Source organism: Halopseudomonas salina (genome assembly GCF_014637955.1).
GTDB lineage: Bacteria > Pseudomonadota > Gammaproteobacteria > Pseudomonadales > Pseudomonadaceae > Halopseudomonas > Halopseudomonas salina.
The window spans coordinates 308645-332945 of the sequence record NZ_BMFF01000002.1 but is presented as its reverse complement, the minus strand read 5'-3'; the positions used below and the strand labels follow the sequence as shown (position 1 = coordinate 332945).

General features: G+C 58.4%; 22 protein-coding genes. 7 read left to right on the top strand and 15 right to left on the bottom strand.

Annotated elements, in window-relative coordinates:
* Window positions 1-3: 3 nt before the first annotated feature.
* A complete protein-coding gene (locus tag IEV54_RS05445) occupies window positions 4-894 on the top strand; it encodes a TIGR03915 family putative DNA repair protein (RefSeq protein ID WP_150276323.1) in 891 nt (296 codons plus the stop codon).
* Here the strand turns inward: IEV54_RS05445 and IEV54_RS05440 are convergent.
* The 5 genes from IEV54_RS05440 to IEV54_RS05420 form a co-directional block, all read right to left on the bottom strand.
* Entirely contained in the window at window positions 878-1507 is a 630-nt protein-coding gene (locus tag IEV54_RS05440; protein WP_150276708.1) for an SCO family protein, read from the bottom strand. The two genes, IEV54_RS05445 and IEV54_RS05440, sit on opposite strands and share 17 nt — an antisense overlap.
* On the bottom strand, window positions 1504-2409 hold the full coding sequence (gene cyoE / locus IEV54_RS05435) for a heme o synthase (RefSeq protein ID WP_150276322.1): 906 nt from the start codon (window positions 2407-2409) through the stop codon (window positions 1504-1506). The genes IEV54_RS05440 and cyoE overlap by 4 nt, the downstream gene beginning before the upstream one ends.
* 74 nt (window positions 2410-2483) lie before the next feature.
* Window positions 2484-3524: a COX15/CtaA family protein gene (locus tag IEV54_RS05430; RefSeq protein ID WP_150276321.1), complete on the bottom strand. Its 1041-nt coding sequence runs from the start codon at window positions 3522-3524 to the stop codon at window positions 2484-2486.
* Between the two features lie 5 nt (window positions 3525-3529).
* Complete coding sequence (locus IEV54_RS05425) at window positions 3530-4132, bottom strand: redox-active disulfide-containing membrane protein (RefSeq protein WP_150276320.1); 603 nt, start codon at window positions 4130-4132, stop codon at window positions 3530-3532.
* The gene (locus tag IEV54_RS05420) at window positions 4125-4868 is read right to left on the bottom strand and encodes an SURF1 family protein (protein WP_188434331.1); all 744 of its coding nucleotides are present in this window, start codon (window positions 4866-4868) and stop codon (window positions 4125-4127) included. Before IEV54_RS05420 ends, IEV54_RS05425 begins: the two co-directional genes overlap by 8 nt.
* A 64-nt stretch (window positions 4869-4932) precedes the next feature.
* Here IEV54_RS05420 and IEV54_RS05415 point away from each other — a divergent pair, with 64 nt between their 5' ends.
* A complete protein-coding gene (locus IEV54_RS05415) occupies window positions 4933-5145 on the top strand; it encodes a DUF2909 domain-containing protein (RefSeq protein WP_150276318.1) in 213 nt (70 codons plus the stop codon).
* 46 nt (window positions 5146-5191) lie between these two features.
* On the opposite strand, the gene IEV54_RS05410 is transcribed toward IEV54_RS05415, so the two are convergent.
* The 4 genes from IEV54_RS05410 to coxB are packed head-to-tail and all read right to left on the bottom strand — an operon-like array spanning window position 5192 to window position 9403.
* Window positions 5192-6082, bottom strand: coding sequence for a cytochrome c oxidase subunit 3 (locus IEV54_RS05410; protein WP_150276317.1), 891 nt, complete (start codon window positions 6080-6082; stop codon window positions 5192-5194).
* A gap of 29 nt (window positions 6083-6111) precedes the next feature.
* On the bottom strand, window positions 6112-6675 hold the full coding sequence (locus tag IEV54_RS05405) for a cytochrome c oxidase assembly protein (RefSeq protein WP_150276316.1): 564 nt from the start codon (window positions 6673-6675) through the stop codon (window positions 6112-6114).
* Window positions 6676-6688: 13 nt separating this feature from the next.
* Entirely contained in the window at window positions 6689-8269 is a 1581-nt protein-coding gene (gene ctaD, locus IEV54_RS05400) for a cytochrome c oxidase subunit I (RefSeq protein ID WP_150276315.1), read from the bottom strand.
* A gap of 9 nt (window positions 8270-8278) precedes the next feature.
* Entirely contained in the window at window positions 8279-9403 is a 1125-nt protein-coding gene (coxB, locus tag IEV54_RS05395) for a cytochrome c oxidase subunit II (protein ID WP_150276314.1), read from the bottom strand.
* 417 nt (window positions 9404-9820) lie between these two features.
* Here coxB and IEV54_RS05390 point away from each other — a divergent pair, with 417 nt between their 5' ends.
* The gene (locus IEV54_RS05390; protein ID WP_150276313.1) at window positions 9821-10468 is read left to right on the top strand and encodes a hypothetical protein; all 648 of its coding nucleotides are present in this window, start codon (window positions 9821-9823) and stop codon (window positions 10466-10468) included.
* A gap of 18 nt (window positions 10469-10486) precedes the next feature.
* On the opposite strand, the gene IEV54_RS05385 is transcribed toward IEV54_RS05390, so the two are convergent.
* Entirely contained in the window at window positions 10487-10750 is a 264-nt protein-coding gene (locus IEV54_RS05385; protein WP_150276312.1) for a YheV family putative zinc ribbon protein, read from the bottom strand.
* Window positions 10747-12807 carry an oligopeptidase A gene (prlC, locus tag IEV54_RS05380; RefSeq protein WP_373286426.1) on the bottom strand — a complete coding sequence of 687 codons (2061 nt, stop codon included), beginning with the start codon at window positions 12805-12807 and terminating at the stop codon, window positions 10747-10749. The genes IEV54_RS05385 and prlC overlap by 4 nt, the downstream gene beginning before the upstream one ends.
* Before the next feature lie 124 nt (window positions 12808-12931).
* On the opposite strand from prlC, the gene IEV54_RS05375 reads away from it, so the two are divergent.
* From IEV54_RS05375 to amt, 4 genes are all read left to right on the top strand, one after another.
* Complete coding sequence (locus IEV54_RS05375) at window positions 12932-13474, top strand: gamma carbonic anhydrase family protein (protein WP_150276310.1); 543 nt, start codon at window positions 12932-12934, stop codon at window positions 13472-13474.
* 72 nt (window positions 13475-13546) lie between these two features.
* Complete coding sequence (locus IEV54_RS05370) at window positions 13547-14611, top strand: GGDEF domain-containing protein (RefSeq protein WP_150276309.1); 1065 nt, start codon at window positions 13547-13549, stop codon at window positions 14609-14611.
* A 156-nt stretch (window positions 14612-14767) separates the two neighbouring features.
* Entirely contained in the window at window positions 14768-15793 is a 1026-nt protein-coding gene (locus tag IEV54_RS05365) for an NADP-dependent oxidoreductase (protein WP_150276308.1), read from the top strand.
* Between the two features lie 188 nt (window positions 15794-15981).
* Complete coding sequence (gene amt, locus IEV54_RS05360; RefSeq protein ID WP_150276307.1) at window positions 15982-19368, top strand: ammonium transporter; 3387 nt, start codon at window positions 15982-15984, stop codon at window positions 19366-19368.
* 14 nt (window positions 19369-19382) lie between these two features.
* On the opposite strand, the gene IEV54_RS05355 is transcribed toward amt, so the two are convergent.
* From IEV54_RS05355 to IEV54_RS05340, 4 genes are all read right to left on the bottom strand, one after another.
* A complete protein-coding gene (locus IEV54_RS05355; RefSeq protein WP_150276707.1) occupies window positions 19383-20015 on the bottom strand; it encodes a sensor histidine kinase in 633 nt (210 codons plus the stop codon).
* Window positions 20016-20101: 86 nt separating this feature from the next.
* On the bottom strand, window positions 20102-21706 hold the full coding sequence (locus IEV54_RS05350) for a tetratricopeptide repeat-containing response regulator (RefSeq protein ID WP_150276306.1): 1605 nt from the start codon (window positions 21704-21706) through the stop codon (window positions 20102-20104).
* Window positions 21707-21828: 122 nt separating this feature from the next.
* Entirely contained in the window at window positions 21829-22503 is a 675-nt protein-coding gene (locus IEV54_RS05345; protein ID WP_150276305.1) for an NAD(P)H-binding protein, read from the bottom strand.
* Window positions 22504-22624: 121 nt separating this feature from the next.
* The gene (locus IEV54_RS05340) at window positions 22625-24286 is read right to left on the bottom strand and encodes a long-chain-fatty-acid--CoA ligase (protein ID WP_150276304.1); all 1662 of its coding nucleotides are present in this window, start codon (window positions 24284-24286) and stop codon (window positions 22625-22627) included.
* Window positions 24287-24301 lie beyond the last annotated feature (15 nt).

Sequence of the window (24301 nt, the reverse complement as noted above, 5' to 3'; positions counted from 1 at the left end):
CGCATGCAGGTATTGTGCTGTGACGATGATTTTGAGTGCTGGCGAAGCCAGGCCCGGCAGTTGTTGGCCCAGAACGTGCCGCCCCATGACGTGGTGTGGGAGGATGAAAGGATTCCGCAGTTGTTTGCAGCAGAGCCGGCACCAGCCTACGCCGCTACGGCGTCGACCCACCGTGTCCCTGCGGAGTTACTTGGCCAGTTAAAAAGCGCTGCGCGTTATCGCACGCCGGGGCGCTGGAATCTGCTTTACCGGATTCTCTGGCGGGTGGTCAGAGGTGAGCGTCAGGCGATGCTGGCCGGAGATCCGGATGGCAGTGAAATGCACCGGCGTATAAAGTCGGCCAGCCGCGAGGCGCATCACCTGCATGCGTTCCTGCGTTTCCATCCTCTGCCAGCGGATGAGCAGCTCGATTATGTAGCCTGGCACGAGCCTGCCCATGACATCCTCGCCAGTGCGAGCATGCATTTTGCTGAACGGCTCGGACGTCAGCGCTGGCTGATTGCCACGCCACGTGACGGTGTATGGTTCGATGGCAAGCAATTGCATTATCGCCAACCCTGTCCGCCGGAGTGGTTGGCTCGGGCGGAGGCAGTACGGGGCAAGGACGACGCGCTCTGGGAAACCTACTATGCCAGTATCTTCAATCCTGCACGGCTGAACCGCAAGGTCATGCAGGGCCATATGCCGCTGCGTTTCTGGAAGGGATTGACCGAGGGCAAGTTGATCCCGGTGTTACTCAGCCAGGCGCGCGCGGGCTCCCAGAAGGATGGGCAGGCAGTGGGAGTTGCGGGCAAGACGGGAAAGGTGATCAGGCTGATGAAAGACAGGGTTGCTGCCGGCGGGCCCGCAACAACTCAGGCGCTCAGCAACCACTCATCTACTGGGGATTCATGATGCGCGGCAGCCACAGACTCAGTTCGGCGATCTTGAATGGCGGTCGGATGAAACCGACATACTGGCCTTGCGGGTTGATCATGACTACTTGCCCGCTATGGTCGACCAGGTAATTTTCTTCACTGGTATCGGGCGGAATATAGGCAATCGAGAGGGCCTGAGCCAGCCTGGCAAGCTCAGCGGGCTCACCAGTCACGCCCTTGAAGCCGGCCTTGAAGTACGCAAGGTACTCGGTCAGCTGTTGTGGTGTGTCGCGTTCCGGATCCACGCTGACCATGGTGACGCGCAATTGCTCGCGTGCAGCCGGCGTTAGCGATTCGACCACTGAGCGCAAGTCCGCCATGGTGGTCGGGCAGATATCCGGACAGAAGGTGTAGCCGAAGAAGAGCAGATCCCACTGCCCTGTCAGGTCCTGGTTGGTCCATAGGTCACTTGTGGCAGCCTGTAACTCGATATCCGGCAGGTTGCGTGGGCTGTCGAACAGAAAGATGCCTGAATTGGAAAGCACTTCCCGGTCCAACGGGGCCTGACGGTTGACCTTGGCCACCACTGCACCCAGCACCAGCGCAATTGCCGCAACGGTGACCAGTACCGTTTTCTGCACACCACTCATAGCCATCCGGCAACTCCGACATAATGATCAACCAGCAGTGCCACGAATAACCAGAGCAAATACCAGAGGGAGAATTTGAAAGTCTTGATCGCCGCGTGGGGACGACTGTCGCGCCACAGGGCCCAGGCCCAGTCTATGAAGCGCGCACCCAGCAGCAGGGCGGCGGCCAGGTAGATCGGGCCGCTCATGTGAATAACGAATGGCAGCATGCTGACTGCCAGCAGAATGAAGGTATAGAGCAGAATGTGCAGCTTGGTGTAGCGCTCGCCATGGGTCACCGGCAACATCGGTATATCGACCTTGGCATACTCTGCCTTGCGGTGGATGGCCAGCGCCCAGAAATGCGGTGGCGTCCAGGCAAAGATGATCAACACCAGCAGCAGGCCTTCGGCATCAATCTGACCGGTTACCGCGGTCCATCCAAGCAGCGGCGGTGCGGCACCGGCAATGCCACCAATGACAATATTCTGGGGCGTGGCGCGTTTGAGGAACAGGGTATAGACAACGGCATAGCCCAGCAGTGAACCCAGGGTTAACCACGCAGTGACCGGGTTGATCCAGATCAGCAGGATGGCCATCCCGGTGACGCCGGTCACCAGTGCAAACAACATGGCGCTGATCGGGTTGACCCGGCCCTGGGCCATCGGACGCCGTTGGGTGCGTGCCATGTGTATGTCGATGCGGCGGTCAACCAGGTGATTCACCGTTGCGGCTGAACCGGCGCATAACGCGATGCCCAGGTTACCCAACAGCAGCACTGTCCAGGGCACCATGCCTTCGGTTGCCAGCAGCATCCCGATGGCCGAGGTGATGATCATCAGGGCCACCACCTTGGGCTTGGTCAGCTCCAGGTAGTCGCGCCATTGGGCGCTGGCCTGTGCGGTATTGGTCAAGGTCGTCATCAGTGCTTCCCCAGAACGCCGCAGCGTTTGTTATTGTTCGAGTTATTGTTCTGGCAGCCAGTATGCGCCAGGGTTCAATGGCTGGCCAGTAGCCCCGACGAGCTGTCGGTACTGAAAAACGCATTCCTGGCCGGCGCGCGCAAACGGTAGTTGATCGCCACCATGACCAACAGGAGCACGGCACCTACGGCGTTGTGTGCCACGGCGACAGCCAGCGGAAGATGCAGCAACACATTGCTGACACCCAGGCTGATCTGTACGGCCAGCACCGCAACCAGCAGGCCAGCCAGCCGACCCAGACCGACTTCCAGCATCCGCCAGGCCAGGAGTAGCAACACGACACTGGTAATAACCGCGCCGATACGATGGGTCACATGGATTGCCGTGCGTCCTTCGCCTTCAAGGATACCGCCGAGATAGTTCGGGCCGATTTCGTGGAACAGATGAAAGCCGGCAGCGAAGTCCATCTCGGGCCACCAGACGCCATGACAGGTGGGCAGATCGACGCAGGCGAGCGCAGCGTAGTTGGTGCTGGTCCAGCCACCCAGCATGATCTGGGCAATAACTACCACCAGTGCGAATCGGGCGAAATACCGCAAGCGCACTACTACCTTGCGCGGTGACAGGGGTGCCAGGCGGCCTGACAGGCGCAGCGACAGGAGCAAAAGCAGGCTCAGTGTAGCGAAGCCGCCCAGCAGGTGCGCCGTGACAATTTGCGGCCAGAGCTTCAGCGTCACCGTCCACATGCCGAATGCGGCCTGACAGACTACCAGCAGAAGCAGGCCGAAGCTCAATTTGACGGGATAGCCGGGAACGTTGCGCTGGCGCAGGCTGTAAAGCGCCAGACCCAGGATGATCAGGCCCAGAATACCGGCCACATAGCGATGAATCATCTCGGCCCAGGCCTTGAATACCTCTACTGGTTCATCGGGAAAGCGTGTTTCGGCAAGTTGAATCGATTCGGGTGATTGCGGGACACCAAGAAAGCCGTAGCAACCAGGCCAGTCGGGACAACCAAGGCCGGCATGCACAAGACGGGTGTAAGCGCCGAGGATGACCACAACAAAGCCAAATACCAGGGCACAGAGGGCAAAGACATAACCGGGTTTGCGCATGGTCGTTACCCTACCTTGGATACTTTCAACAGGTGCTTGAGGTCATCAAGCAGTTGTTTGCCAGGCTCATCCGGAGCCTGATGCAGTACGACCCGGCCAAGCGGGTCGATCAGCCACAACTGAGCCCCTTCGCGCCATTCCACTGGATGGGCTGTCAGGCTGCTGTCATAGGCGTCGGGCACCAGATTGGCCTGCTGCAGACGGGGATATTCGCGTTCAAGCCGTTCGAGTAGCGCGCCAGTGGCGGGTGTACTCAGTGCAATCACATGCTCGACCCGTCCGGCTTCACGGCCCAGGGCAACATTGATCTGTCGGGCTTCATGCACCAGCTCCATGCAAGTCGCCTCGCAGTCGCCGGTTGAGGTGACCAGAAGTCGCCATGGCGCGCCGTAACCTACCGGCTCGATGTCGAGTTGCCAGTCGTCAACGCTGATGGCGGGCTCGATGAGATCCGAGCGATTGGTTTGCGAATCCGGAATACCTACACCCAGCTTGGCCATCAGGCCTGCCAGTAAGATGGGCCCCAGGACAATAGCCACTATGGCCAGTAATTTGAGTTGCCCGCGTGGCTTGGATCTGATCGCGGACGTTTGTTCCCTGTCATGCATTCTTGTTTTTCTCCGGGGTTTCGGGCCGCAGTCCAGCCCAGATAAAGAGTGCCAGCAGGGCCAGTGCCAATGCAAACCATTGAACGGCATAGGCAGTATGTTTGCTGGACGTCATCGGTAGCTCGGGCCAGTCGAGCGTCAACGCGGCGTCGCTGCCGGTGCGTAATCGAGCTACCCAGGGCAGCAGAATTTCGCCACTGGCTTCACGCATGGCATCCACATCCACACGCGTTATCAGCTTTGGCCAGCCTGGCGTTACGTGGGTGGTGCCCAGGGTGAAGCCCGCTTCAGTGGGGGGCAGGGCCTCTGCATCGAGTCGCTGGGTGCCACGCGGTGTGCGGACCTCCGGGATCTGGCGTCGGTCGGGCCAGGGAAGCCAGCCACGATTGACTATGAGTCTTGTGCCTGAGTCGGCATCGATAAACACCTGCAGAACTTCAAGCCCGGCATTGCCACCACGGGTACGGTTATCCAGAAGCCAGATCAGCTCGGGATCGAAAATGCCCTGCATCTGCACGGGACGCCATGCAACGTTCTCGACGCCCTGTAATGTGCTCAGGGGCACAGCCACAGCGCTGCGACTCTGGTCCATTCGCGCTTGCAGCAGTTGCTTTTCTTCGGCGCGATCCAGCTGCCAGAATCCCAATAGCACCAGGATCGGTAGAAAGAACCCGACAAACGCGGTCATTGCCCAGCCCGGGGCGAAACGTCGTGCAGCAGAGGAAATATCAGACATGGCAACCTTGAGCATGTGCAGAAGCTATAATGGCCAAACCCTTCATAAGCATGGATGTTCGATTATGTGGTTAAAACTGGTCATTCTGGCCTTGCTGCTGGCTATTGTCGTCAGCCTTTTCAGTGGCTTGTTCTTTCTCGTCAAGGACGTCAACGGTGAGGGCCGCCTGGTGACTGCCCTGAGTGTGCGCATCGGATTGACTATCGCTGTAATGCTGGTGATTGCCTATGGCTTCTGGTCCGGTCAGTTCACCTGGAATACACCCTGGCTACACTAGACCACAGGCTGCAAAGGACCGGCGGCCATTGGGCCGCCGCCTGGCGTCAGAAAATATAGACGAAGATAAACAGTCCCACCCAGACCACATCAACAAAGTGCCAGTACCAGCTGGCCGCTTCAAACCCGAAATGCTGCTCCGGAGTGAAGTGTCCCTTGTATACACGCAACAGCATGACCGACAGAATAATGGTTCCCATAAGCACGTGGGCGCCGTGGAAGCCGGTCAGCATGAAGAATGTCGCGCCGTAGATGCCTGAATCCAGGGTCAGACCCAGATCGTTGTAGGCGTGAAAATATTCGGCAATCTGCAAGCCCAAAAACACCACGGCAAGCGCGACGGTCAGCCCCAGCCAGGCTTTCAGTGCGCCGCGTTTGCCGGCACGCAGGGCGTGGTGAGCAAAGGTCACTGTAACGCTGGAGGTGATCAGGATGATGGTGTTGATCAGCGGTAGCTGCCACGGGCTGATGGTCTCCTGGGGGCCGGGATACAGGCCCGGGTCGGGATTGGTCATCAGCGGCCAGACGTATTCGAAGTTGGGCCACAGCATACCGGTGACGCCCTTGTCGCCCTCACCTGCCAGCCACGGGCCGGCAAAGGTACGCACATAGAAGAGTGCGCCAAAAAACGCGGCGAAAAACATGACTTCCGAGAAGATGAACCAGCCCATGCCCATCCGGAACGAACGGTCCATCTGTGCGCTGTAAAGGCCCTGATGACTCTCCTTGATGACATCACCAAACCAGCCGAACATCATCCAGGTCAGAATCAACAGGCCGGCGATAAGAATCAGGTAGCCGCTTTCGCCACTGCTGACCATCATGGTGCCGCCACCAAAGACCGAGGTGAGCAGGCCGATGGAACCTACTATCGGCCACTTGCTCTGGGCCGGTACGTAATAAGCTTCGTGCGTTTCGTGTGCTTCGTGACTCGCCATCTCTTGTTCTCCTTGTCAGGCAGTCAAAATCAGTTGCTGTGCACCGCCGCCACATCAGGGCCGGCCATGCGATCAGTGATATCGAATAACGTGTAGGACAGGGTCAGTCTGTGGACTTCCTGCGGCAACTCCGGATCGACTATGAAGCGCACGGGCATTTCCACCGTTTCACCTGCCTGCAGCGTCTGCTGGGTAAAGCAGAAACACTCGGTCTTGTGAAAATAGGCGGCAGCCTTTGACGGTGAGACGCTGGGTACCGCCTGGGCGACCATGGGTCTGTCGGTCGGGTTGTGCGCGGTAAAGATCATTTCCCGGGTTTCACCGGGGTGCATGACCAGCTCATTACCCTGCGGACCAAATGACCAGACCATGCCCTGAGCATTGGTCGACAGGAACTGCACACGCACCGAGCGTGATTCGTCCACTGTCTGCCCCCTATCCTCATAGGCGGAGCTATTGGTCTTGCCGTTGATGCCAAAGGCATCGCACATCACGTCGTATATCGGTACCAGCAGGAAGCCGAAGCCGAACATGCCGGCCACCAGAATTACCAGGCGGCCTACCAGACGTTTTGTGCTCATGCCTTCGCCCATTGCGCTCATCCTCTTACTTCACTTCCGGTGGCGTGCTGAAGGTGTGGTACGGAGCAGGTGACGCTACCGTCCACTCCAGACCCTCTGCGCCGTCCCACGGCTTGGCTGCCGCCTTGGGGCCGCCTTTGATGCACTTGATGACGATAAACAGGAACAACAACTGGGTTGCGCCGAACATGAAGGCGCCGACTGACGAAATCATGTTGAAGTTGGCAAACATCATGTTGTAGTCCGGAATCCGGCGCGGCATGCCGGCCAGGCCGATAAAGTGCATCGGGAAGAACGCCAGGTTCATACCCACGAAAGACATCCAGAAATGCGTCTTGGCCAGGACTTCGTCGTACATGTGGCCGGTCCACTTGGGCAACCAGTAGTAGGCGGAAGCGAAGATGCCAAAGATCGCGCCCGGTACCAGCACGTAATGGAAGTGCGCCACTACAAAGTAGGTATCGTGATACTGAAAGTCCGCAGGGGCGATCGCCAGCATGAGGCCAGAGAAACCACCGATGGTAAACAGGATCACAAAGGCTACCGCAAACAGCATCGGGGCTTCGAAGGTCAGGGAGCCGCGGAACATGGTGCTGACCCAGTTGAACACCTTGACGCCGGTGGGTACCGCGATCAGCAGAGTGGCGTACATGAAGAACAGCTCACCGGTCAGCGGTATGCCCACGGTAAACATGTGGTGAGCCCAGACCACGAACGACAGGAACGCGATCGCGGCGGTGGCATAGACCATCGAGGTGTAGCCAAATAGTGGTTTGCGGCTGAAGGCCGGGATGATCGCACTGACCGCACCGAAAGCCGGCAGGATCATGATGTACACCTCGGGGTGCCCGAAGAACCAGAAAATGTGCTGGAACATGACCGGATCACCGCCACCGGCGGCGCTGAAGAAGCTGGTGCCGAAATTGATGTCCATCAGCATCATGGTCACCACGCCCGCCAGTACCGGCATGACCGCAATAAGCAGGAAAGCGGTAATCAGCCAGGTCCATACGAACAGCGGCATTTTCATCAGCGTCATGCCCGGCGCGCGCAGGTTGATAATGGTGGCGATGATATTGATCGCGCCCATGATCGAGCTGATACCGGCCAGGTGAATGGCGAAAATGAAGAAGGTCACGCTGGGTGGTGCGTAGGTGGTGGACAGTGGCGCATAGAAAGTCCAGCCAAAGTTGGGGCCACCACCTTCCATGAACAACGTCGAAACCAGGAGGCCGAACGCGGCAGGCAACAGCCAGAAGCTGAAGTTGTTCATGCGCGGCAGAGCCATGTCCGGAGCCCCGATCATCATCGGGATCATCCAGTTGGCCAGGCCCACGAATGCCGGCATGACCGCACCGAAGACCATGATCAGACCGTGCATGGTGGTCATCTGATTAAAGAATTCCGGCTGCACCAGCTGCAGACCGGGCTGGAATAGTTCGGCGCGGATAACCATGGCCATGGTGCCGCCAAGCAGAAACATGGCGAAGCTGAACCACAGGTACATCGAGCCGATGTCCTTGTGGTTGGTGGTAAGTACCCAACGCATCAAACCTTTGGCCGGACCATGGGCATGGTCGGCATGATGATCGATCACTGCACTCATGATGGTCTCCTATTGGCCGTTTTTGAAGTTGAGAATATCCAGCGGACTGACGATGTCGCCGGTGTCGTTACCCCACGCGTTGCGTTCGTAGGTGACCACCGCTGCAATATCCACTTCAGACAGCTGGCCATCAAATGAGGCCATTGATGTACCGGGCTTGCCGTTGACGACAATATTGATGTGGCCAGGTATGTCGTTCAGAGCCATGTCGCTACCCTTGAGTGCAGGGAAGGCCGGTGGCAGACCGCTGCCGTCAGCTTGGTGACAGGCTGCGCAATTGGTGTTGTAAACACGCTCGCCGCGCTCCATCAACTCGGCCAGTGACCATTCCTTGTCGCGCAGTTCGGCTTCTGCCGCGGCTACGGCCTTCTTGTCTGCCAGCCAGGCGTCGTAATCTTCCTGGGTTCTGGCGTCGACGACGACGGGCATGAACCCATGGTCGCGACCACAAAGTTCGGTACATTGACCGCGATAGATGCCGGGCTCCTCGATGCGCGTCCAGGCCTCGTTGACGAAGCCGGGTATGGCGTCTTTCTTGACCGCCAGCGCAGGTACCCACCAGGAGTGGATTACGTCTGCGGAGGTGATCAGAAAGCGGATCTTCTTGCCAACCGGCACAACCATGGGCTCATCTACTTCGAGTAGATAGTTTTCGCCCTTGTCGGTCTGGTTGTTGATCTGGTCGCGGGGGGTGGTGAGGTTGCTGAGAAAGCTTACGTCCTCGCCAAGGTACTTGTACTGCCAGCGCCACTGATATCCGGTGATCATGATGTCGACGTCGGATTCTTCCGCATCATAGATTTCAATCAGGGTTTTGGTGGCTGGCACTGCCATGCCGATCAGGATCAGTAGTGGAATGACGGTCCAGAGTACCTCGACCGAGATGTTTTCATGAAAAGTCGCGGGTACTGCGCCCCGGGACTTGCGGTGCATGAACATCGACCAGAACATCACACTGAAAACAATCACGCCGATGACGACGCAGATCCAGAAGATCAGCATGTGAAGATCGAATACCGACCGACTGATGTCGGTCACACCTTCGGACATATTAAATGCCCACCCGGCGCTTACGGTGCCACTGAGTGTCAGCAATAGCAGACCACCCAGCCAGGCGCTTGCATGTCGCAACATTCCCGGTTCCCCTTTTTTTTGTTATCTGTTCTGGAGCGGAGGGAAGGGTATTTATGCCGTCATCAGGACTTGATAAACACGAATGCCGCTATTTCCGGCCCCTCGCTGGGCGAAGGTGGATATAACGACTGGCCCCCCAAAAACTGCCAGACCGCTTGAGTATAGACCTGACAGGTCTCATGGCAATCCCCCGAAGGCCTCTTTTTTTGTTCTTTGTCAATTATCCGGAAGTGAATTTGTGTTACTACCCATTCTGTGGAAATGCGCTGCCAACGCACTGCCAGACACTCTGCAAACTATTCTATTGGCTCGTTTGCGAGTCACTTTGACGATATCAATATGCTCTGCTAGTTTGTCCAGCTACCCCCTCACCCTTCCTTGCCAGCCTGCATCCGGCCGGCATAAACGGAGCCCCAGATGAACATACTCGCATTGCGTGAGCGCATCAGCCTGGCAGAACAGCACGAGACAACTCAATCTTATCTGCGAGGCTGGTTACAGGAGCGATTACCGACGCTGCATCCAGCGATCGCAGCGGTTGATGAGCATGATGTAGATGCTTTCATGGGCTTTGTAAGTGGGTATATAGGACAGGTTCCGGATGTGCTGGAGGCTGCAATGGGGGTTGCGACCCAGGCGCGGATTGGCGCCCAGTTGCTTCCGGTAATGAAGGTGGCCGAGACTTTTTTTCTGCAGCCGCCGGATCTGCCTGCCGATCATCGTGGCCTGCTGGCATTGCTGGACGAAGCCTATCTGGCGCACCGGTTGCTGGAGGAGGTCAACGATCGTTATCTGGCCCACGGCGGTGGCCAGTTGGTGCCTCTGGATACCACCCGCGCAAACCTGATCGTGCATCATCTGCTCGAAGAGGAGTTCGCCAACGAACTGGATGCAATGGTTCAGGTAGCTGTTGATGGCCTGGCCCCGGATAGCGTTTTCCACGGATCGGATTTCAGCGAATACAAGCAGCGCATGAATGTCGAGGGAAAACGGTCTCTCTGGCAGGAGTGGCCCTGCATGTCAGCGCAGTTGGGTGTGGAGATCCGTCTGCGCGACATGCCCTGAACAGGTGAACAGGCAGGGCTATTTCTTTTTCAGCTTCGGATTGGGGAAAAACTGTACCGTTTGCACCTTTTTCTCCGGCGTGGGTTTGGCTTTGTTGACCCGGGTGGGTACCTCGCGCGGCACTGCATTGCCGCGCTCGTCCAGGGTATCGGCATAGCCACAACTGACACATTCACGCGCCGGCCTGCCGTCCTCATCGAAGGTCCGGATGGTATCCATCTCGGTGCAGGCGGGACATACCGCGCCCGCGATAAAACGCTTGATTACCGGCTGCTCGTTCATGCTGCCTTCCCGGTCAGACCGCTGTGGCGCAGCAGCGCATCGATTGTCGGTTCGCGACCGCGAAACGCGACGAACAGCTCCATCGGTTCGCGGCTGCCACCGCGGGCGAGAATATTGTCGCGGAAAGCCCGGCCGGTATCGGTATTGAGTACGCCCTCCTCTTCGAAGCGCGAAAACGCATCGGCCGAAAGCACCTCCGCCCACTTGTAGCTGTAATAGCCCGCGGCGTAGCCACCGGCGAAGACGTGGCTAAAGCCGTTCTGGAACCGGTTGAATGCTGGTGGGCGGAATACGGCAACTTCGTCACGCACCTTGTCGAGCACCTGTTGCACGCCCAGCTCCGGATCGTCACGACGATGTAAAAGGAAGTCGAATAGCGAGAACTCGATCTGGCGCAGCATACCCAGGCCGGATTGAAAGTTGCGTGCGGCAAGCATCTTGTCGAGCAGATCCTGTGGCAACGGGGAACCTGTTTCGTAGTGTCCGGAAATCAATGCCAGACCTTCCGGCTCCCAGCACCAGTTTTCCATGAACTGGCTTGGCAGCTCGACGGCGTCCCAGGCCACGCCATTGATACCCGATGCGGCTGGGTAGTCGACCTGCGTCAGCAGATGATGCAGACCATGACCGAACTCGTGGAACAGCGTGGTGACCTCATCGTGGGTCAGTAGCGCCGGCTTTCCGCCCACGGCGGCAGTACCGACTGGCGGAGTAAAATTGCATACCAGATAGGCGATCGGACGCTGCAGTGCGCCGCCGGGCAGGCGGCGGCGGTCGCGACAACCGTCCATCCAGGCCCCGCCGCGCTTATGACTGCGCGCATACAGGTCGAGGAAGAACCGGCCGGTTACCTCGCCTTGCTCGATCACTTCAAATAGCCGTGCATCGGGGTGCCAGCGATCAAAATCCTGTGTTTCGCGCAGCTCGATGCCATACAGTTTTGCTACTACACCGAACATGCCCTGCAGCACCTGGTCGATCGGGAAGTAGGGCTTGAGCTCTTCCTGGGAAATTGCGTAGCGATGCTGACGCAACTGCTCGCTGTAATAGCCGACATCCCAACTCTGCAAGTCAGGACAGCCGTTTTCAGCGGCGAAATCGCGCAATGCCTGCAAGTCCTGCTCGGCAAAGGGCTTGCTGCGGTGGCCCAGATCGCGCAAAAAGCCAACAACCTGATCGGTGTTCTCGGCCATCTTGGTCGCCAGGGACAACTCTGCGTAATTGGCGTAGCCAAGGAGCTCGGCCAGTTCCTGGCGCAGGGCAAGAATCTCGTCGATCAGCGGGCCGTTATCGTTTTCGCCGGCATGGGGTCCCTGGTCGGAGGCACGTGTGCTGTAAGCGGTATATACCTCTTCGCGCAGGGCGCGGTCGTGGGCATAGGTCATTACCGCGTAGTAGCTGGGGAACTCCAGGTTGATAAGCCAGCCCTCCAGCTCTTTGCTCTGTGCTGTCTGACGTGCCTGAGCCATAGCCGACTCGGGCAGGCCGCCGAGTATACTGGCATCGGTAATATGCCGGCTCCAGGCCTGGGTGGCATCCATCACCTGATTGGAAAAACGGCTTTGCAGGTCGGACAGGCGTAACTGCAGCTCGCCATAGCGCTTTTGTTGGGCCGCTGGTAACGCGATGCCGGACAACCTGAAGTCGCGCAGGGCGTGCTCGATGATGGTCTGTTGCGCCTGGTCCAGCGCGGCAAAGTCTGCGCTGTCAGCCAATTGCCGGTAAGCTTCGAAGAGCTTCTGGTTCTGTCCCAGTTCGGTGCTGAACTCGCTCAGCAGTGGCAGGCAACTGTTATAGGCGTCACGTAGTTCCGGCGTGTTCATCACCGCATTCAGGTGGCTGACCGGGGACCAGGCGCGAGACATTTTCTCGCCCATCTCATCGAGAGGTTCGATCAGGTTTGCCCAGGTCCATTTCTCCGGTGGGTTGTCCAGAAGACTGGCGAGCTGGGCCCGGCTGTCGGCCAGTACCTGCTCGATGGCAGGCTTCACGTGCTCGGCACGGATGCTGCTGAAGGGCGGCAGGTCGTAGGATTGCAGCAGAGGATTGGACATGATGTTGGGTATCCTGTTGGGTGCGTCTTGAGTCAATGGCTATCATGATATGAGACATCCCGTGCTTACGCACGGCCAGTCATTTTTATTAATAGTATCAAGAGCTTTCCCCAATGGAGATCAAACCATGAAGATACGCCCTTTCCGCGGCAAGCAGCCGGTTTTCGGCCAGGCGGTATTCATCGACCCGACTGCGGTGGTCATCGGCGATGTTGAACTGGGTGACAACTGTTCCGTTTGGCCGCAGACCGTCATCCGCGGCGACATGCATCGTATACGTATTGGCGCGCGAACCAGCATCCAGGATGGCAGCGTGCTGCACATCACCCACGCAGGCCCCTTCAACCCCGACGGCTACCCGCTGCAGATTGGTGATGACGTGACGGTAGGCCACAAGGTATTGCTGCACGGTTGCAGCGTCGGTAGCCGGGTATTGATCGGGATGGGCAGTATCGTCATGGATGGTGCCGTAATTCAAGACGAGGTCATTCTTGGCGCAGGGAGTCTGGTGCCTGCCCAGCGCACCCTGGAATCCGGGTATCTGTACATGGGTAGCCCGGCAAAGCAGATTCGACCTCTTACTGAAAAGGAATTGAGCTTCTTTACCTACACGGCGGGGAATTATGTCCGCCTCAAGGATGAGCACATAGCTGCTTTCGACGCTGTCTGATTCGTCTATGAAGCCCGATGCGCGCTGCTACACTCAGGTGAAACAGAAAGCCTGGAAAAGTGGAAAGGATCTATGCAAGGGTTAATTGACCCCCCTGGTGCAAATGGACAGCTGTTGGAAACCAGTGGTCTGGCCGACGCGGATCAGCGCTCCCTGTTGCGGCTGACATTTTCCACAACCGGCTTCACGCTCGGCCTCTTTTCTCTGTTGCAGCTTTTTCAAAGCCATTATCTGCTTGCCGGGGTCGAGCTGTTAGCGGCGCTGGCATTGCTCTGGGCGGCCAGACGCATTTCTCGCGCGCGCAATGTGGTCCTGTGGGTCTATGTCTACCTTGTGCCGCTGTTCTGCTTTCTCGTTTACATCGTGATCATGCCGGGAGCGTCGATCACCGCTTTTGTCTGGGTTTATCTGGTGCCGATTCTGTCCTATCTGTTGCTCGGACGCAGAGCGGGTTTCGTGCTGGCTGTGCCGGTGATGCTGCTGGTTACGCTGGCTTATCTGGTGCGCTATGGCATGCCGGACACTCCGCTGGGCTGGATCGATCTGGGCAATGCGCTGCTGTGTGGTTTTCTGGTGCTGGTTTTCGTTCATCTATACGAGAGCCGTCGTGCTGCGGCCCAGCGTGCCCTGCAGAGTATGGCCGAAACCGATGCCTTGACCGGGGTGGCCAATCGCGGTCATTTTCAGGCCTATCTCGAGCGCAGTATTCTGGCGTCCAGGCGAACTCAGGCGCCCTTTGTGCTGGTTGTTCTGGATGTTGACCTGTTCAAGGAGGTCAATGATCGCTGGGGGCACGATGCGGGAGACGCGGCGCTGCGGCATATCTGTTCCTGTTTGGCAGGCCGTCTGCGCGCAACTGATTTCATCGGCCGGTTGGGCGGCGAAGAGTTCGGCATCGTGCTTGGCAACACCGAAATCGAAGCGGCCATCCAATTGGTGGAAGGCCTGCGTGAACGAATTGCTGACAGTTACCTCGTACACGAAAACCATCACATCGCACTGTCCGCCACCTTCGGCCTTGCCCAGTGGCCCGTGGATGGAGACAGTTTGCTGGCGTTATATCGCGCAGCTGATCGCAGGCTTTATCGCGGTAAGGACGGTGGTCGTAACCAGCTGGTTGCCTGCGACGAACAATAACCCCGCGGCCTGGCTTTTGTTTCGGGCTGCCAACTAGTCCGAAATCAGCCCGATGAATAGTACCCTTGCAGCCGTGACATCCGCACATGCTGGTCTATTATCGTGCCGTCTGGGCTTATCGTGCCCTTTTCTGTTTATGTCAATTCGAGGCCTTTCATGACTGCCTACACCAATCGCAAAGTAGTACTCAACAAGCGCCCCCAAGGTGAAATTGCCGATGATGATCTGGTAATCCGCGAAGAGCCGGTGCGTGATCTGAAGGACGGTGAAGTCCTGCTCAAGACACTGTGGCTGTCTCTTGACCCTTACATGCGCCCGCGCATGAACGACAGCAAGGGCTATATGGATCCGATTGAAATCGGTGCACCTATCGTGGGTGAAAGCGTTGGCCGTGTTGTCGAGTCCAAGTCCCCCAATTATGCAGTGGGTGACGTTGTCACCAGTTACTCGGGCTGGCAGGAGTATTCAATCATTCCCGGCGACGCGCCAATGGTTTACAAGATCAAGGACCAGGGTGTGCCTCTGCAGGCCTATCTGGGCGTGGCGGGCATGCCCGGTCGCACCGGTTACTGCGGCCTGACCAATGTCGGCAAGCCCAAGGCGGGCGAAACTGTTGTTGTCTCCGCCGCATCCGGGCCTGTAGGCACTGTAGTTGGCCAGACGGCTAAACAGATGGGTTGTCGCGTCGTCGGCGTCGCCGGTGGCGAGAAGAAATGCCGGTACGTGGTTGAAGAGCTGGGCTTTGATGCCTGCGTGGACTACAAGGCCGGTAACCTGGAAGCGGATCTGAAGGCCGCCTGCCCGGACGGTATCGATGTGTATTTCGAAAACGTTGGCGGCGAAGTCACCCGTGCGGTAGCCAAGCTGCTGAACAAGGGCTCACGGGTACCGGTCTGCGGTTACGTTTCAGCTTATAACGCCGAAGATGCCAGCAAGGTCGAGACGCCCTTCCATGTGTTCGGCGCCATGGGCGAGAACAAGCCCGAGCACCGCTTCTTCCTGGTCACCGAGTGGCAGGACCAGCACCAGGAAGTCACGGCTCACCTGGCTGAGCAGATTGCCTCCGGCAAGCTCAAATACAGCGAGACGGTTGCCGAGGGTCTGGACAATGCGGTTGACGCATTCAAGGGCATGCTCAAGGGTAAGAACTTCGGCAAGCAACTGGTCCACGTCGCCGACTGATTCGTTCTTCTTTCCCTCAGGCCGGGTGGCGTTCTGCTGCCCGGCCAAAGTGGTACATATTCTGCATTCTTCTGCACTGTATCGAGCCGATGCGCCGTCTGGCGCATCAATCATGCGCTTGATTGGTGCGTTCAGGACGACAATGCGCCATCAAAGTGCCATAGCTGGTTTGGCTTGCAGGTGCCGCGATGCCGCTAGAAATGCTGGACGTACTCTGGGTAGTCCTCTGTGCCGGGCTGGTTTTCAACATGCAGCTGGGCTTTCTGTGCCTTGAGGCCGGTCTGACGCGCAGCAAGAACGCGATCAACGTGGCGGTCAAGAACATGGCCGATCTGAGCGTGGCAATCCTGCTGTACTGGCTGTTTGGCTTTGGCCTGATGTTTGGTGCGAGCCAGCAGGGCTGGATTGGTGGTGGCTTTACCATGTTGCCATTCACCGATACCTGGCATTCGGCCTTCTTTCTCTTCCAGGCGATGTTTTGTACCACGGCGGCAACCATTGTTTCCGGAGCTGCAGCCGAGCGCATGCGCTTCAGTGCCTATCTGATAGTGACTGCCCTGGCGGCGGGTCTGATCTACCCCCTTTACGGCCATTGGGCCTGGGCCGGCACCTTCAGTGAGGGGCTGGGCTGGCTTGCCGAAAAGGGGTTTGTGGATTTTGCCGGCGCTACTGTTGTTCATGGGGTGGGCGGCTGGATTGCGCTGGCAGTGGTTCTGGTACTGGGCCCGCGGGAAGGTCGCTTCGACGTGGATCGTAACGGTCGCAGCCTGCCCGGTTCGAACTTGCCCCTGGCGATGCTGGGTGCCTTGCTGTTGCTGTTCGGTTGGTTCGGATTCAACGGTGGCAGCACCTTCAGTTTTGATCACAGCGTGCCGGGCATAATTGCCAACACGGTGCTGGCGGGGGTGGCGGGCATTCTCGGAGGTATGTTGCTCTCCTGGCTGCGCTGGCGGCTGGTGGACCCCGTTTATCCGCTCAATGGCCTGATCTCCGGCATGGTTGCTGTGACAGCCAGCGCCCATGTGGTTGACGCCGGATCAGCGCTGATAATTGGCCTGATCGGTAGCTTCATCATGTATCTGGCCGACCGCCTGCTGTTCCGTCTGCGTATCGATGATGCGGTTGGTGCGGTGCCGGTTCACCTCGCCAGCGGCATCTGGGGGACCCTTGCAGTGGCACTGTTTGCCGATATGCAGCTGCTGGGCACCGGATTGAGCCGCTGGGAGCAGTTACTGGTGCAGGGCCAGGGTGTCATAGTCGCGGGCCTCTGGGCTTTCGGCCTGACCTGGATCGTGCTCAAGCTGATCAATCGATGGCTGCCCCTGCGGGTGACGCCCGAGGAAGAGCGCGTAGGTCTGAACGTCTCGGAGCACGGTGCGCGTACCGAGTTGATTGAACTACTGGAGGCCATGGCGACGCACCAGCACGATGGACACTTTGCCCGCGAGGTGCCGGTTGAGCCGTTCACCGAAGTAGGTCAGATTGCCAGCCAGTACAACAAGGTCATACGAGCGCTACAAAGTGCCGTGGGTACTACCCAGTCGATCATCCGGGATATTCGTGACGGTATCGTCACCTGCTCACCCGAAGGTGTTCTGGCCAGCTGTAACCCGGGGGCCGAAAGGCTTTTCGGGCTCTCCTCGGTCGACTTGCTCGGCCAACCGCTGCATCGGCTCGTGGCAGAGGATAACTGGCCAGGCTTGCCGAAACCGGAACGCGGGGGGGAGCTCAAGCAGGAGGTTCTCTTCAGCCGTAACGGACATGAACAGTTTGTGGCAGAGCTGACCGTGAGCCGGGGCGCCTTTGATGACCGAGCGGTAACCTGCATGATTCGCGACATCACCGAGCGTCGGCGGATCGAACAGCAGTTGCATCAGGAGAAGATGCTCGCGCAGGTGACCCTGGCGTCGATTGGTGATGGCGTGATCACTACGGGGCCTGATAGTCGCATCCGGTACATCAATCCCGTAGCGGAAAAGCTCACTGGCTGGGAGCACGGTCAGGCCACTGGCCGGCCCCTTGAAGAAGTGTACCGATTGTATGATGAGGCCAGCGGCACGGCCCTTGGCAATCCCGTTACTGCGTTGTTGAGGCGCTACAGACAGCCGCTGGCATCTGTGGATGGAGCGAGTGTCACGCTGCGACGCCGTGATGGAAGCGATGTGGCGATCCAGGATGCGGTAGCGCCCATACGCGATGCCGAGAGCCGTATTATCGGCGCCGTGCTGACTTTTCGTGATGTGACTGTCAATCGCCGTCTGGCCCGCGAGTTATCCCATCAGGCAGCCCATGACACGCTTACCGGCCTGGCCAACCGAGCCGAGTTTGAGCGACGACTGGCTGCTGCCCTGGCGTTGCCCGCCAGCGAACGGGGTGAGCAGGTGTTGTGTTACATGGACCTTGATCAGTTCAAGATCGTCAACGATACATGCGGTCATGCGGCGGGGGATGAGCTGCTGCGCCAACTCAGCAAGATCTTCCAGGCGCGCATTCGCAGTAGTGACATCCTGGCCCGCCTGGGTGGTGACGAGTTTGGTCTCCTGTTGGCTGGCTGCCCCCTGGAAGAGGCGCTGCCCATCGTTGATGGTATCCGCTCTCAGGTGGAAGAATTCCGCTTCAGCTGGGAGGGCAAGGCATTCGCCATCGGGGTAAGTATCGGTCTGGTACAGATTGCTCCCGGGGAAACCCTCGGCAGACTTCTTAGCGCAGCCGACAGCGCCTGTTATGCGGCCAAGGATGCAGGACGTAATCGTATCCATATCTATCAGGCCGATGATGAGCAACTGCTTGAGCGTCGCGGCGAGATGCAATGGGTAAACCGGATACGACAGGCACTGGACGAGGACCTGTTGCGCCTCTACGTGCAGCCAATCATGCAGGTGGCCGGGCATTCGACCAGCCCCAGTTATGAAGTGCTGGTGCGGCTGTTGGGTGATGACGGTAACGTGATTCCGCCGGGCGCGTTCATGCCTGCAGCTGAGCGTTACGCCCTGGCGACAGCGATTGACCGCTGGGTGATTGGTAATTTCCTTGCCTGGGTGGGCGATTATTCACGGCGGCATCCGGATAATCCGGGAAACTATTCGATCAATCTGTCGGCCGCTTCCCTGGGAGAGGACAGTTTTCTCGAGTTCGTGCTGGAAACGCTTGCCAGACACCGGGTGCCAACGGAGTGCATCTGTTTCGAGGTGACCGAAACCAGCGCGATAGCCAATCTGAGTCGGGCAGTGATTTTCATGCAGCGCCTCAAATCCATCGGTTGCCGGTTCGCATTGGATGATTTTGGTTCGGGATTGTCGTCGTTCGCCTATCTGAAAACCCTGCCGGTGGATTTTCTGAAAATCGACGGCGTATTCGTCAAGGATATCGAGTCTGATCCGATAGCGCGGGCCATGGTGTCGGCGATCAATACCATTGGTCATGAGATGGGCTTGCTGACGGTGGCCGAGTTTGTCGAAAGCGAGGGTATTCTTACCTGCCTGAAAGAGCTGGGTGTGGATTACGCTCAGGGCTATCACCTGGGGCGGCCGCAGCCTCTGGTGGAAATCGAGGGCGTGCGGATGATGCCTCGCTGAACGGACGTCTGCGGTCAGGGCAGATAGATGCGGAATTCACCTCCGCCCAAGGGGCCGTCGTTACGCAGTTCGATGTGGCCCTTTACCTCATCGCGGTGGTGCAGCTCCGCAATACGTTGCCCAAAATACAGGCCCAATCCGGTACTGCCGGTACTCATGTTGATGCCCAGCACGTACTCTGATTGATTTTCGATCATGCTTGGCGGGTAGCCCTGACCATCATCGCTTATGGCTATGACCAGTTGGCTATCCGCGACCCAGGCTTTCAGCTGGATGGCGGAGCGCGCATAACGGATCGAGTTGTTGATCACGTTACCGACCACGGACCCGACCAGCTCGGTATCGAGAAAGGCCATTAGCCCGTCTTCCTCGACCTCGTAGGAACCCTCTATATGCCGGGAGCGCAGAATTTCATCGTGGCGGGCTAGTTGTTCCTGTAGAAAGTCCTCCACCTCGAGCCAGTTCGGCCGCATGGGCAATTGATTGACCCCCAGCTTGTAGAGCCCCAGCATTTGTACCAGCATGCCGTTCAGGCGCATGGACTCATATTCGATCATTCCGCGCTCTGCGGTTTCGCTCAGCTCGGGGGGCAGTGCGCTGGACCATCTTTCGTAGGCTTGCATCAGCAGTCCCAGCGAGTTCTTCATGTCGTGCACAGTGGACGCAATCACCGTGGAGAAATCCAGGCCTCCCGGCGCCTCCGGATCAGATTGCTGCTTCTGCTGCTCGTCGCTCACAGGCCTGCCACCGTCTTGCAGAGTTTTTCATAACGGGGATAGCGTGAGTCCGTAGCGGGAATATTGCTGACCTGCGCCAGACATTGCAGGCATTCATCCTTGAGATCTGCGCTCGGCTCGGCTAGCAGCAACCGCAATACCGACTGTGCGGTGTTGAGCGCAAAACTGATATTGCGCGGTTGCAGGTCCCGGGCCTGACGAAACAGATCAAGTGCCTGGGGAAACTGTTGTTGCTGGTATGCCTTGATGCCTTCCCTGTTGAGAGTCTGGGCCTGGAGCCCGGCATTGAGTATTTCGGGATTGCTGGTCTGACTGGCGATCGCTTCCATGATCCTGGCATCGTCGCCGTACATTTCCGCACAGGTAGCCAGTACGCTCTCGGCTTTGTCGGCATGCCCCAGATGCTGCATTTGCGCAGCCACCTCCAGGGCTATTTGCGCAGTAAAGAAATTGGGCAGATCAGCCATTCTAACGCTGGCTTCAGCCACCAGTTTATCTGCTGCGGCCTGATCGCCAGTTTTGGCTACAGCGCTGGCGTGCACCAGATTGCCGCGAATAGTGACCTTGGGGTCGTCTTTCCAGGCTTTACCCAGATCGCCCAGGGTCTGGCGAATTTCAAGTAGCGCCTTTGGGCTTGGCGCCTCGTCTCCAGCCTGCTCGTTCAAACTGGAGGCCAGGCCTAGATGATCGTCAGGGTTGCGGAACTGCGAATTGCGACCCAGATCGACGGCCTGGCGGAATGCGCGAATGGCCTTGTCGTAATCGCCATTGGCCCGTGCGAGCCTGCCCAGCTCATGCTGGCGCTGCAGGCTGTTGGGCGAAATGCGCAATCCCTGCTCAAGATATTCCTGAGCCTTTGCGGACGCGCCGCGGGCTGCGTGAACCGCAGCCAGGCCATCGAAGAGGGCAGGCAACATCGGGAACTGGCTGATTGAGGAGGTAAATAGTGACTCTGCCTTATCCAGCTCGCCGATGGCCAGCCAATGATTGCCCAGCATGATCAGGGCCCAGGGTAGAGGACGATCCGCAATAAGTTCATTGAGCAGCGCTTCGAGCTCGGCATGCTTGCCCAGCGCTTTGAGTGCGCCGGCTTTATGCCGCAGACATTGTGGAGCGAAGCGTTTGTTGGCAGCCATAACCTGGTCACAGGCAGCCAGCACGGCTTGCTGGTCATTCTTTACCTGGGCATCGAGGATGGGTTTGAGGGCCAGCTTCCGCTCCACCAGCTTATCCAGTCTTTGCTGGAGACTGGCGCGGTTGAACGGTTTGGTCAGGTAGGCGTCAGGCTCACACTCCAGGGCACTCATTACCATGGCCTGGCTGCTCTCGGCAGTACACATCACGAAAATACAGTGCGGACTGATCAGGCCCGCATGATGCAACTCCTCGAGTACCTGTTGGCCGTTCTTGCCAGCGCCCAGGTTGTAGTCATGCAGAATCACGTCGTAGCGTGTATTACGGCACATGGCGATGGCGTCTTCACCCCGCGCTGCGGCATCGACTTGCTTTACTGCCATCAGCCGCAGCATCCCGGTCACCGAGGTGCGAAACTCGGAGAAGTCATCTACTACCAGGAAGCGTTTTTTACTGTAATCGATCATATGGGTACTCGGTCAGCTGCAGGCTTTGTGCTTCAGTATAGCTGGCTGCTCATCTGGTCAGGGTAAGGCAATGTGCCATTATAAGGAAGTGAGCTTGTGGATGCGGCTTTTCGCACAGACGCTCAGGTGTCTTTCGCACTATGGTGACATTTGATCTGGTCCGACTGGACGATACTCGTGCCGGGGCGGGGTTCCACTGCGGCAGCCAGCATGACCGCTGCCACGTCGCTGGCCTGCACCGCCTGGTAACGCGCGGGGATAACCGGTTGCAGCAGCCGCGCCAGCCACAGACCGATACTTTCGCCCAACCTGAACTCGGGGCGCACGCCGCCTGCAAGCAGTGAGGGTCGCACGTGGGTCAGGGAGCTGAAACCCAGGGTTTCCAGATCCTTCTCGATCTGGCCTTTGGTACGCAGATAAAGTGAGCGTGAAAGAGGCTCTGCCCCCATCGACGAATTGAGCACGAATACCGGTGTCCCGGCTTGCTGCGCAAGCGTGGCCGCCTGTAATACATAATCGTGGTCAACACGATAGAACTTCTCGCGTGAGCCGGCCTGGCTGCGAGTGGTTCCCAGGGCGCAGAGCACTGCATCAACTCGCCACCAGGTTGCATTGCGGGGAAGCTCGTCGAAGTCCACCAGAGGGTTGAGCAAGCGATCACTGATCTTCAGGGGGCGGCGCGTGGGCGCAATGACCCGCAATACCTGTGGATCAGCCAGAGCCTGCTCGATCAGCATGCTGCCTACCAATCCCGTCCCGCCGAGTATCAGCAGGGTTTTTGTCGATTGTTCGCTCATGGCAGCTCCATCGGAACGTGTGCGGTGCAAGGATGCTCATAGTGACAGGCTGCGCAGCGGCCCGTTCACTTTTATCCCCGCGGCAACCATTGGCACCGCCAGTTCTCGAGGTCAGCTCCGTTCAACTGTGCCCAGCCCACTCCTCTTCCTGCAGCGCGCGCCAGAGAATTTTGCCGGTGGGTGATTTGGGCAGGCTGTCGACAAAAGCAATCTGCTTGGGGCATTTGTAGGCGGACATGTTTTGCTGACACCAGGCCATGATTTCTTCAGCACCTACCGTCTCGTGTCCGGCAGCACGCACCACCACAGCCTTGGCAGTCTCGCCCCGCCGCTCGTCCGGAGACGAAATGATGCATACCTCCTGAATCGCGGGATGACCATAGAGCAGCGACTCGACCTCTGCCGGCCAAACCTTGAAGCCGGAGGCGTTGATCATCCGCTTGACGCGATCGACCAGATAGAAATAGCCATCCTCGTCGTAATAGCCGATGTCGCCAGAGCGAAAGAAACGTTTGCCGTCCAGTTCGACGAATGCGGCGGCAGTGGCTTCTTCACGCCGCCAGTAGCCGCCAAAAACCTGTTCGCCGCGCATGACAATTTCGCCGGTCTTGCCCACGCCGACCTCCTGCAGGTTGTCGACGTCAATGATGCGCGAGTCCACCCCGATAATGGGTATGCCCAGGCATTGCGGCTTGGGTGCCTGGGGAGGATTCATGTGGGTGGCGCTGATGGTTTCTGACAGGCCGTAGCCTTCGGCGTACTGCAGGCCAGTTTTGGCCTCCAGCTTGGCGGCGACCGCAGCGGGCATGGCTGCACCACCGCCACCGATCCCCTTCAGGCTGCTCAGATCGTAATCGTCGATGGTCGGTTCGGAGAGCAGGTCGACGACCATGGTGGAAATGTTGCGCCAGCCGGTAATGCCATGATCCTGAATCAGTTGCGCCGCCACCTTGCGATCCCAGCGGGTCATGACCACCTGGGTGCCACCAATGTAGATCGCACCGTTCATGCACACTTGCATGCCTGTCACGTGGAACATCGGCACTGATACCAGTTGCACGCTGTCGTGCTGGGCGTTGCCCCATACAGAACAGTAAACCGTGGTGGCCATGGCGCTGTGGTGGGTGTGCACGCAGCCTTTTGGATTGCCCGTGGTGCCAGAGCTGTAGGGGATCACGCAGTTGTCGTCCGGTCCGGCGGTCAGGGCGCCTGGCCGGTGTGCGGCTGCCAGTGCATCCTGCCAACTGCTTACACCCGGCCGTGCGGGAATCGGGCCTTGGAGCAATACCGCGTCGGGCAGATCCAGGTTGGTCGGCTCGGTAACGTACTCGCCGTAGGCAGAGACAATGACCTCCTGTAACGAATCCGCGCCAATCAGACCTTCAAAATTATCCAGCAACTCGAGGCCACTCAGTGCCACTGAGGCTTGCGTATCGGCGATCAGATATTCCAGTTCGGCCTTACGGTTCATCGGGTTGACCGGCACCACCACGGCGTTGGCGCGCAGAATGGCGTAGAAACCGATCACGAACTGCGGACTGTTCTGCATATATAGCAGCACGCGATCGCCCGATTTGACTCCGGCCTGCTGCAGGTAGCCGGCCAGCGCCTCGGCCTGGCGTTCCAGCTCGGCATAGCTGAGCGCACTGCCGTAATAGAGGATCGCCGGATGGTCCGGGTAGCGCAATGCCGAGACAGTCAGATTGCTGTAGAGGCTGGTCTTGGGCAGTTCGAGAAAATGCGGTACCTGATCGGGCCATACGTTGTAGTGACGATCGAACATGGCGGGTCTCTCCTG

What these genes read in the sequence shown, in the direction of transcription:
- IEV54_RS05445 (WP_150276323.1), top strand. Translation starts at nt 4, where the DNA reads ATGCAGGTATTGTGCTGTGACGATGATTTTGAGTGCTGGCGAAGCCAG.
- IEV54_RS05440 (WP_150276708.1), bottom strand. Translation starts at nt 1,507, where the DNA reads ATGAGTGGTGTGCAGAAAACGGTACTGGTCACCGTTGCGGCAATTGCG.
- cyoE (WP_150276322.1), bottom strand. Translation starts at nt 2,409, where the DNA reads ATGACGACCTTGACCAATACCGCACAGGCCAGCGCCCAATGGCGCGAC.
- IEV54_RS05430 (WP_150276321.1), bottom strand. Translation starts at nt 3,524, where the DNA reads ATGCGCAAACCCGGTTATGTCTTTGCCCTCTGTGCCCTGGTATTTGGC.
- IEV54_RS05425 (WP_150276320.1), bottom strand. Translation starts at nt 4,132, where the DNA reads ATGCATGACAGGGAACAAACGTCCGCGATCAGATCCAAGCCACGCGGG.
- IEV54_RS05420 (WP_188434331.1), bottom strand. Translation starts at nt 4,868, where the DNA reads ATGTCTGATATTTCCTCTGCTGCACGACGTTTCGCCCCGGGCTGGGCA.
- IEV54_RS05415 (WP_150276318.1), top strand. Translation starts at nt 4,933, where the DNA reads ATGTGGTTAAAACTGGTCATTCTGGCCTTGCTGCTGGCTATTGTCGTC.
- IEV54_RS05410 (WP_150276317.1), bottom strand. Translation starts at nt 6,082, where the DNA reads ATGGCGAGTCACGAAGCACACGAAACGCACGAAGCTTATTACGTACCG.
- IEV54_RS05405 (WP_150276316.1), bottom strand. Translation starts at nt 6,675, where the DNA reads ATGGGCGAAGGCATGAGCACAAAACGTCTGGTAGGCCGCCTGGTAATT.
- ctaD (WP_150276315.1), bottom strand. Translation starts at nt 8,269, where the DNA reads ATGAGTGCAGTGATCGATCATCATGCCGACCATGCCCATGGTCCGGCC.
- coxB (WP_150276314.1), bottom strand. Translation starts at nt 9,403, where the DNA reads ATGTTGCGACATGCAAGCGCCTGGCTGGGTGGTCTGCTATTGCTGACA.
- IEV54_RS05390 (WP_150276313.1), top strand. Translation starts at nt 9,821, where the DNA reads ATGAACATACTCGCATTGCGTGAGCGCATCAGCCTGGCAGAACAGCAC.
- IEV54_RS05385 (WP_150276312.1), bottom strand. Translation starts at nt 10,750, where the DNA reads ATGAACGAGCAGCCGGTAATCAAGCGTTTTATCGCGGGCGCGGTATGT.
- IEV54_RS05375 (WP_150276310.1), top strand. Translation starts at nt 12,932, where the DNA reads ATGAAGATACGCCCTTTCCGCGGCAAGCAGCCGGTTTTCGGCCAGGCG.
- IEV54_RS05370 (WP_150276309.1), top strand. Translation starts at nt 13,547, where the DNA reads ATGCAAGGGTTAATTGACCCCCCTGGTGCAAATGGACAGCTGTTGGAA.
- IEV54_RS05365 (WP_150276308.1), top strand. Translation starts at nt 14,768, where the DNA reads ATGACTGCCTACACCAATCGCAAAGTAGTACTCAACAAGCGCCCCCAA.
- amt (WP_150276307.1), top strand. Translation starts at nt 15,982, where the DNA reads ATGCCGCTAGAAATGCTGGACGTACTCTGGGTAGTCCTCTGTGCCGGG.
- IEV54_RS05355 (WP_150276707.1), bottom strand. Translation starts at nt 20,015, where the DNA reads ATGAAGAACTCGCTGGGACTGCTGATGCAAGCCTACGAAAGATGGTCC.
- IEV54_RS05350 (WP_150276306.1), bottom strand. Translation starts at nt 21,706, where the DNA reads ATGATCGATTACAGTAAAAAACGCTTCCTGGTAGTAGATGACTTCTCC.
- IEV54_RS05345 (WP_150276305.1), bottom strand. Translation starts at nt 22,503, where the DNA reads ATGAGCGAACAATCGACAAAAACCCTGCTGATACTCGGCGGGACGGGA.
- IEV54_RS05340 (WP_150276304.1), bottom strand. Translation starts at nt 24,286, where the DNA reads ATGTTCGATCGTCACTACAACGTATGGCCCGATCAGGTACCGCATTTT.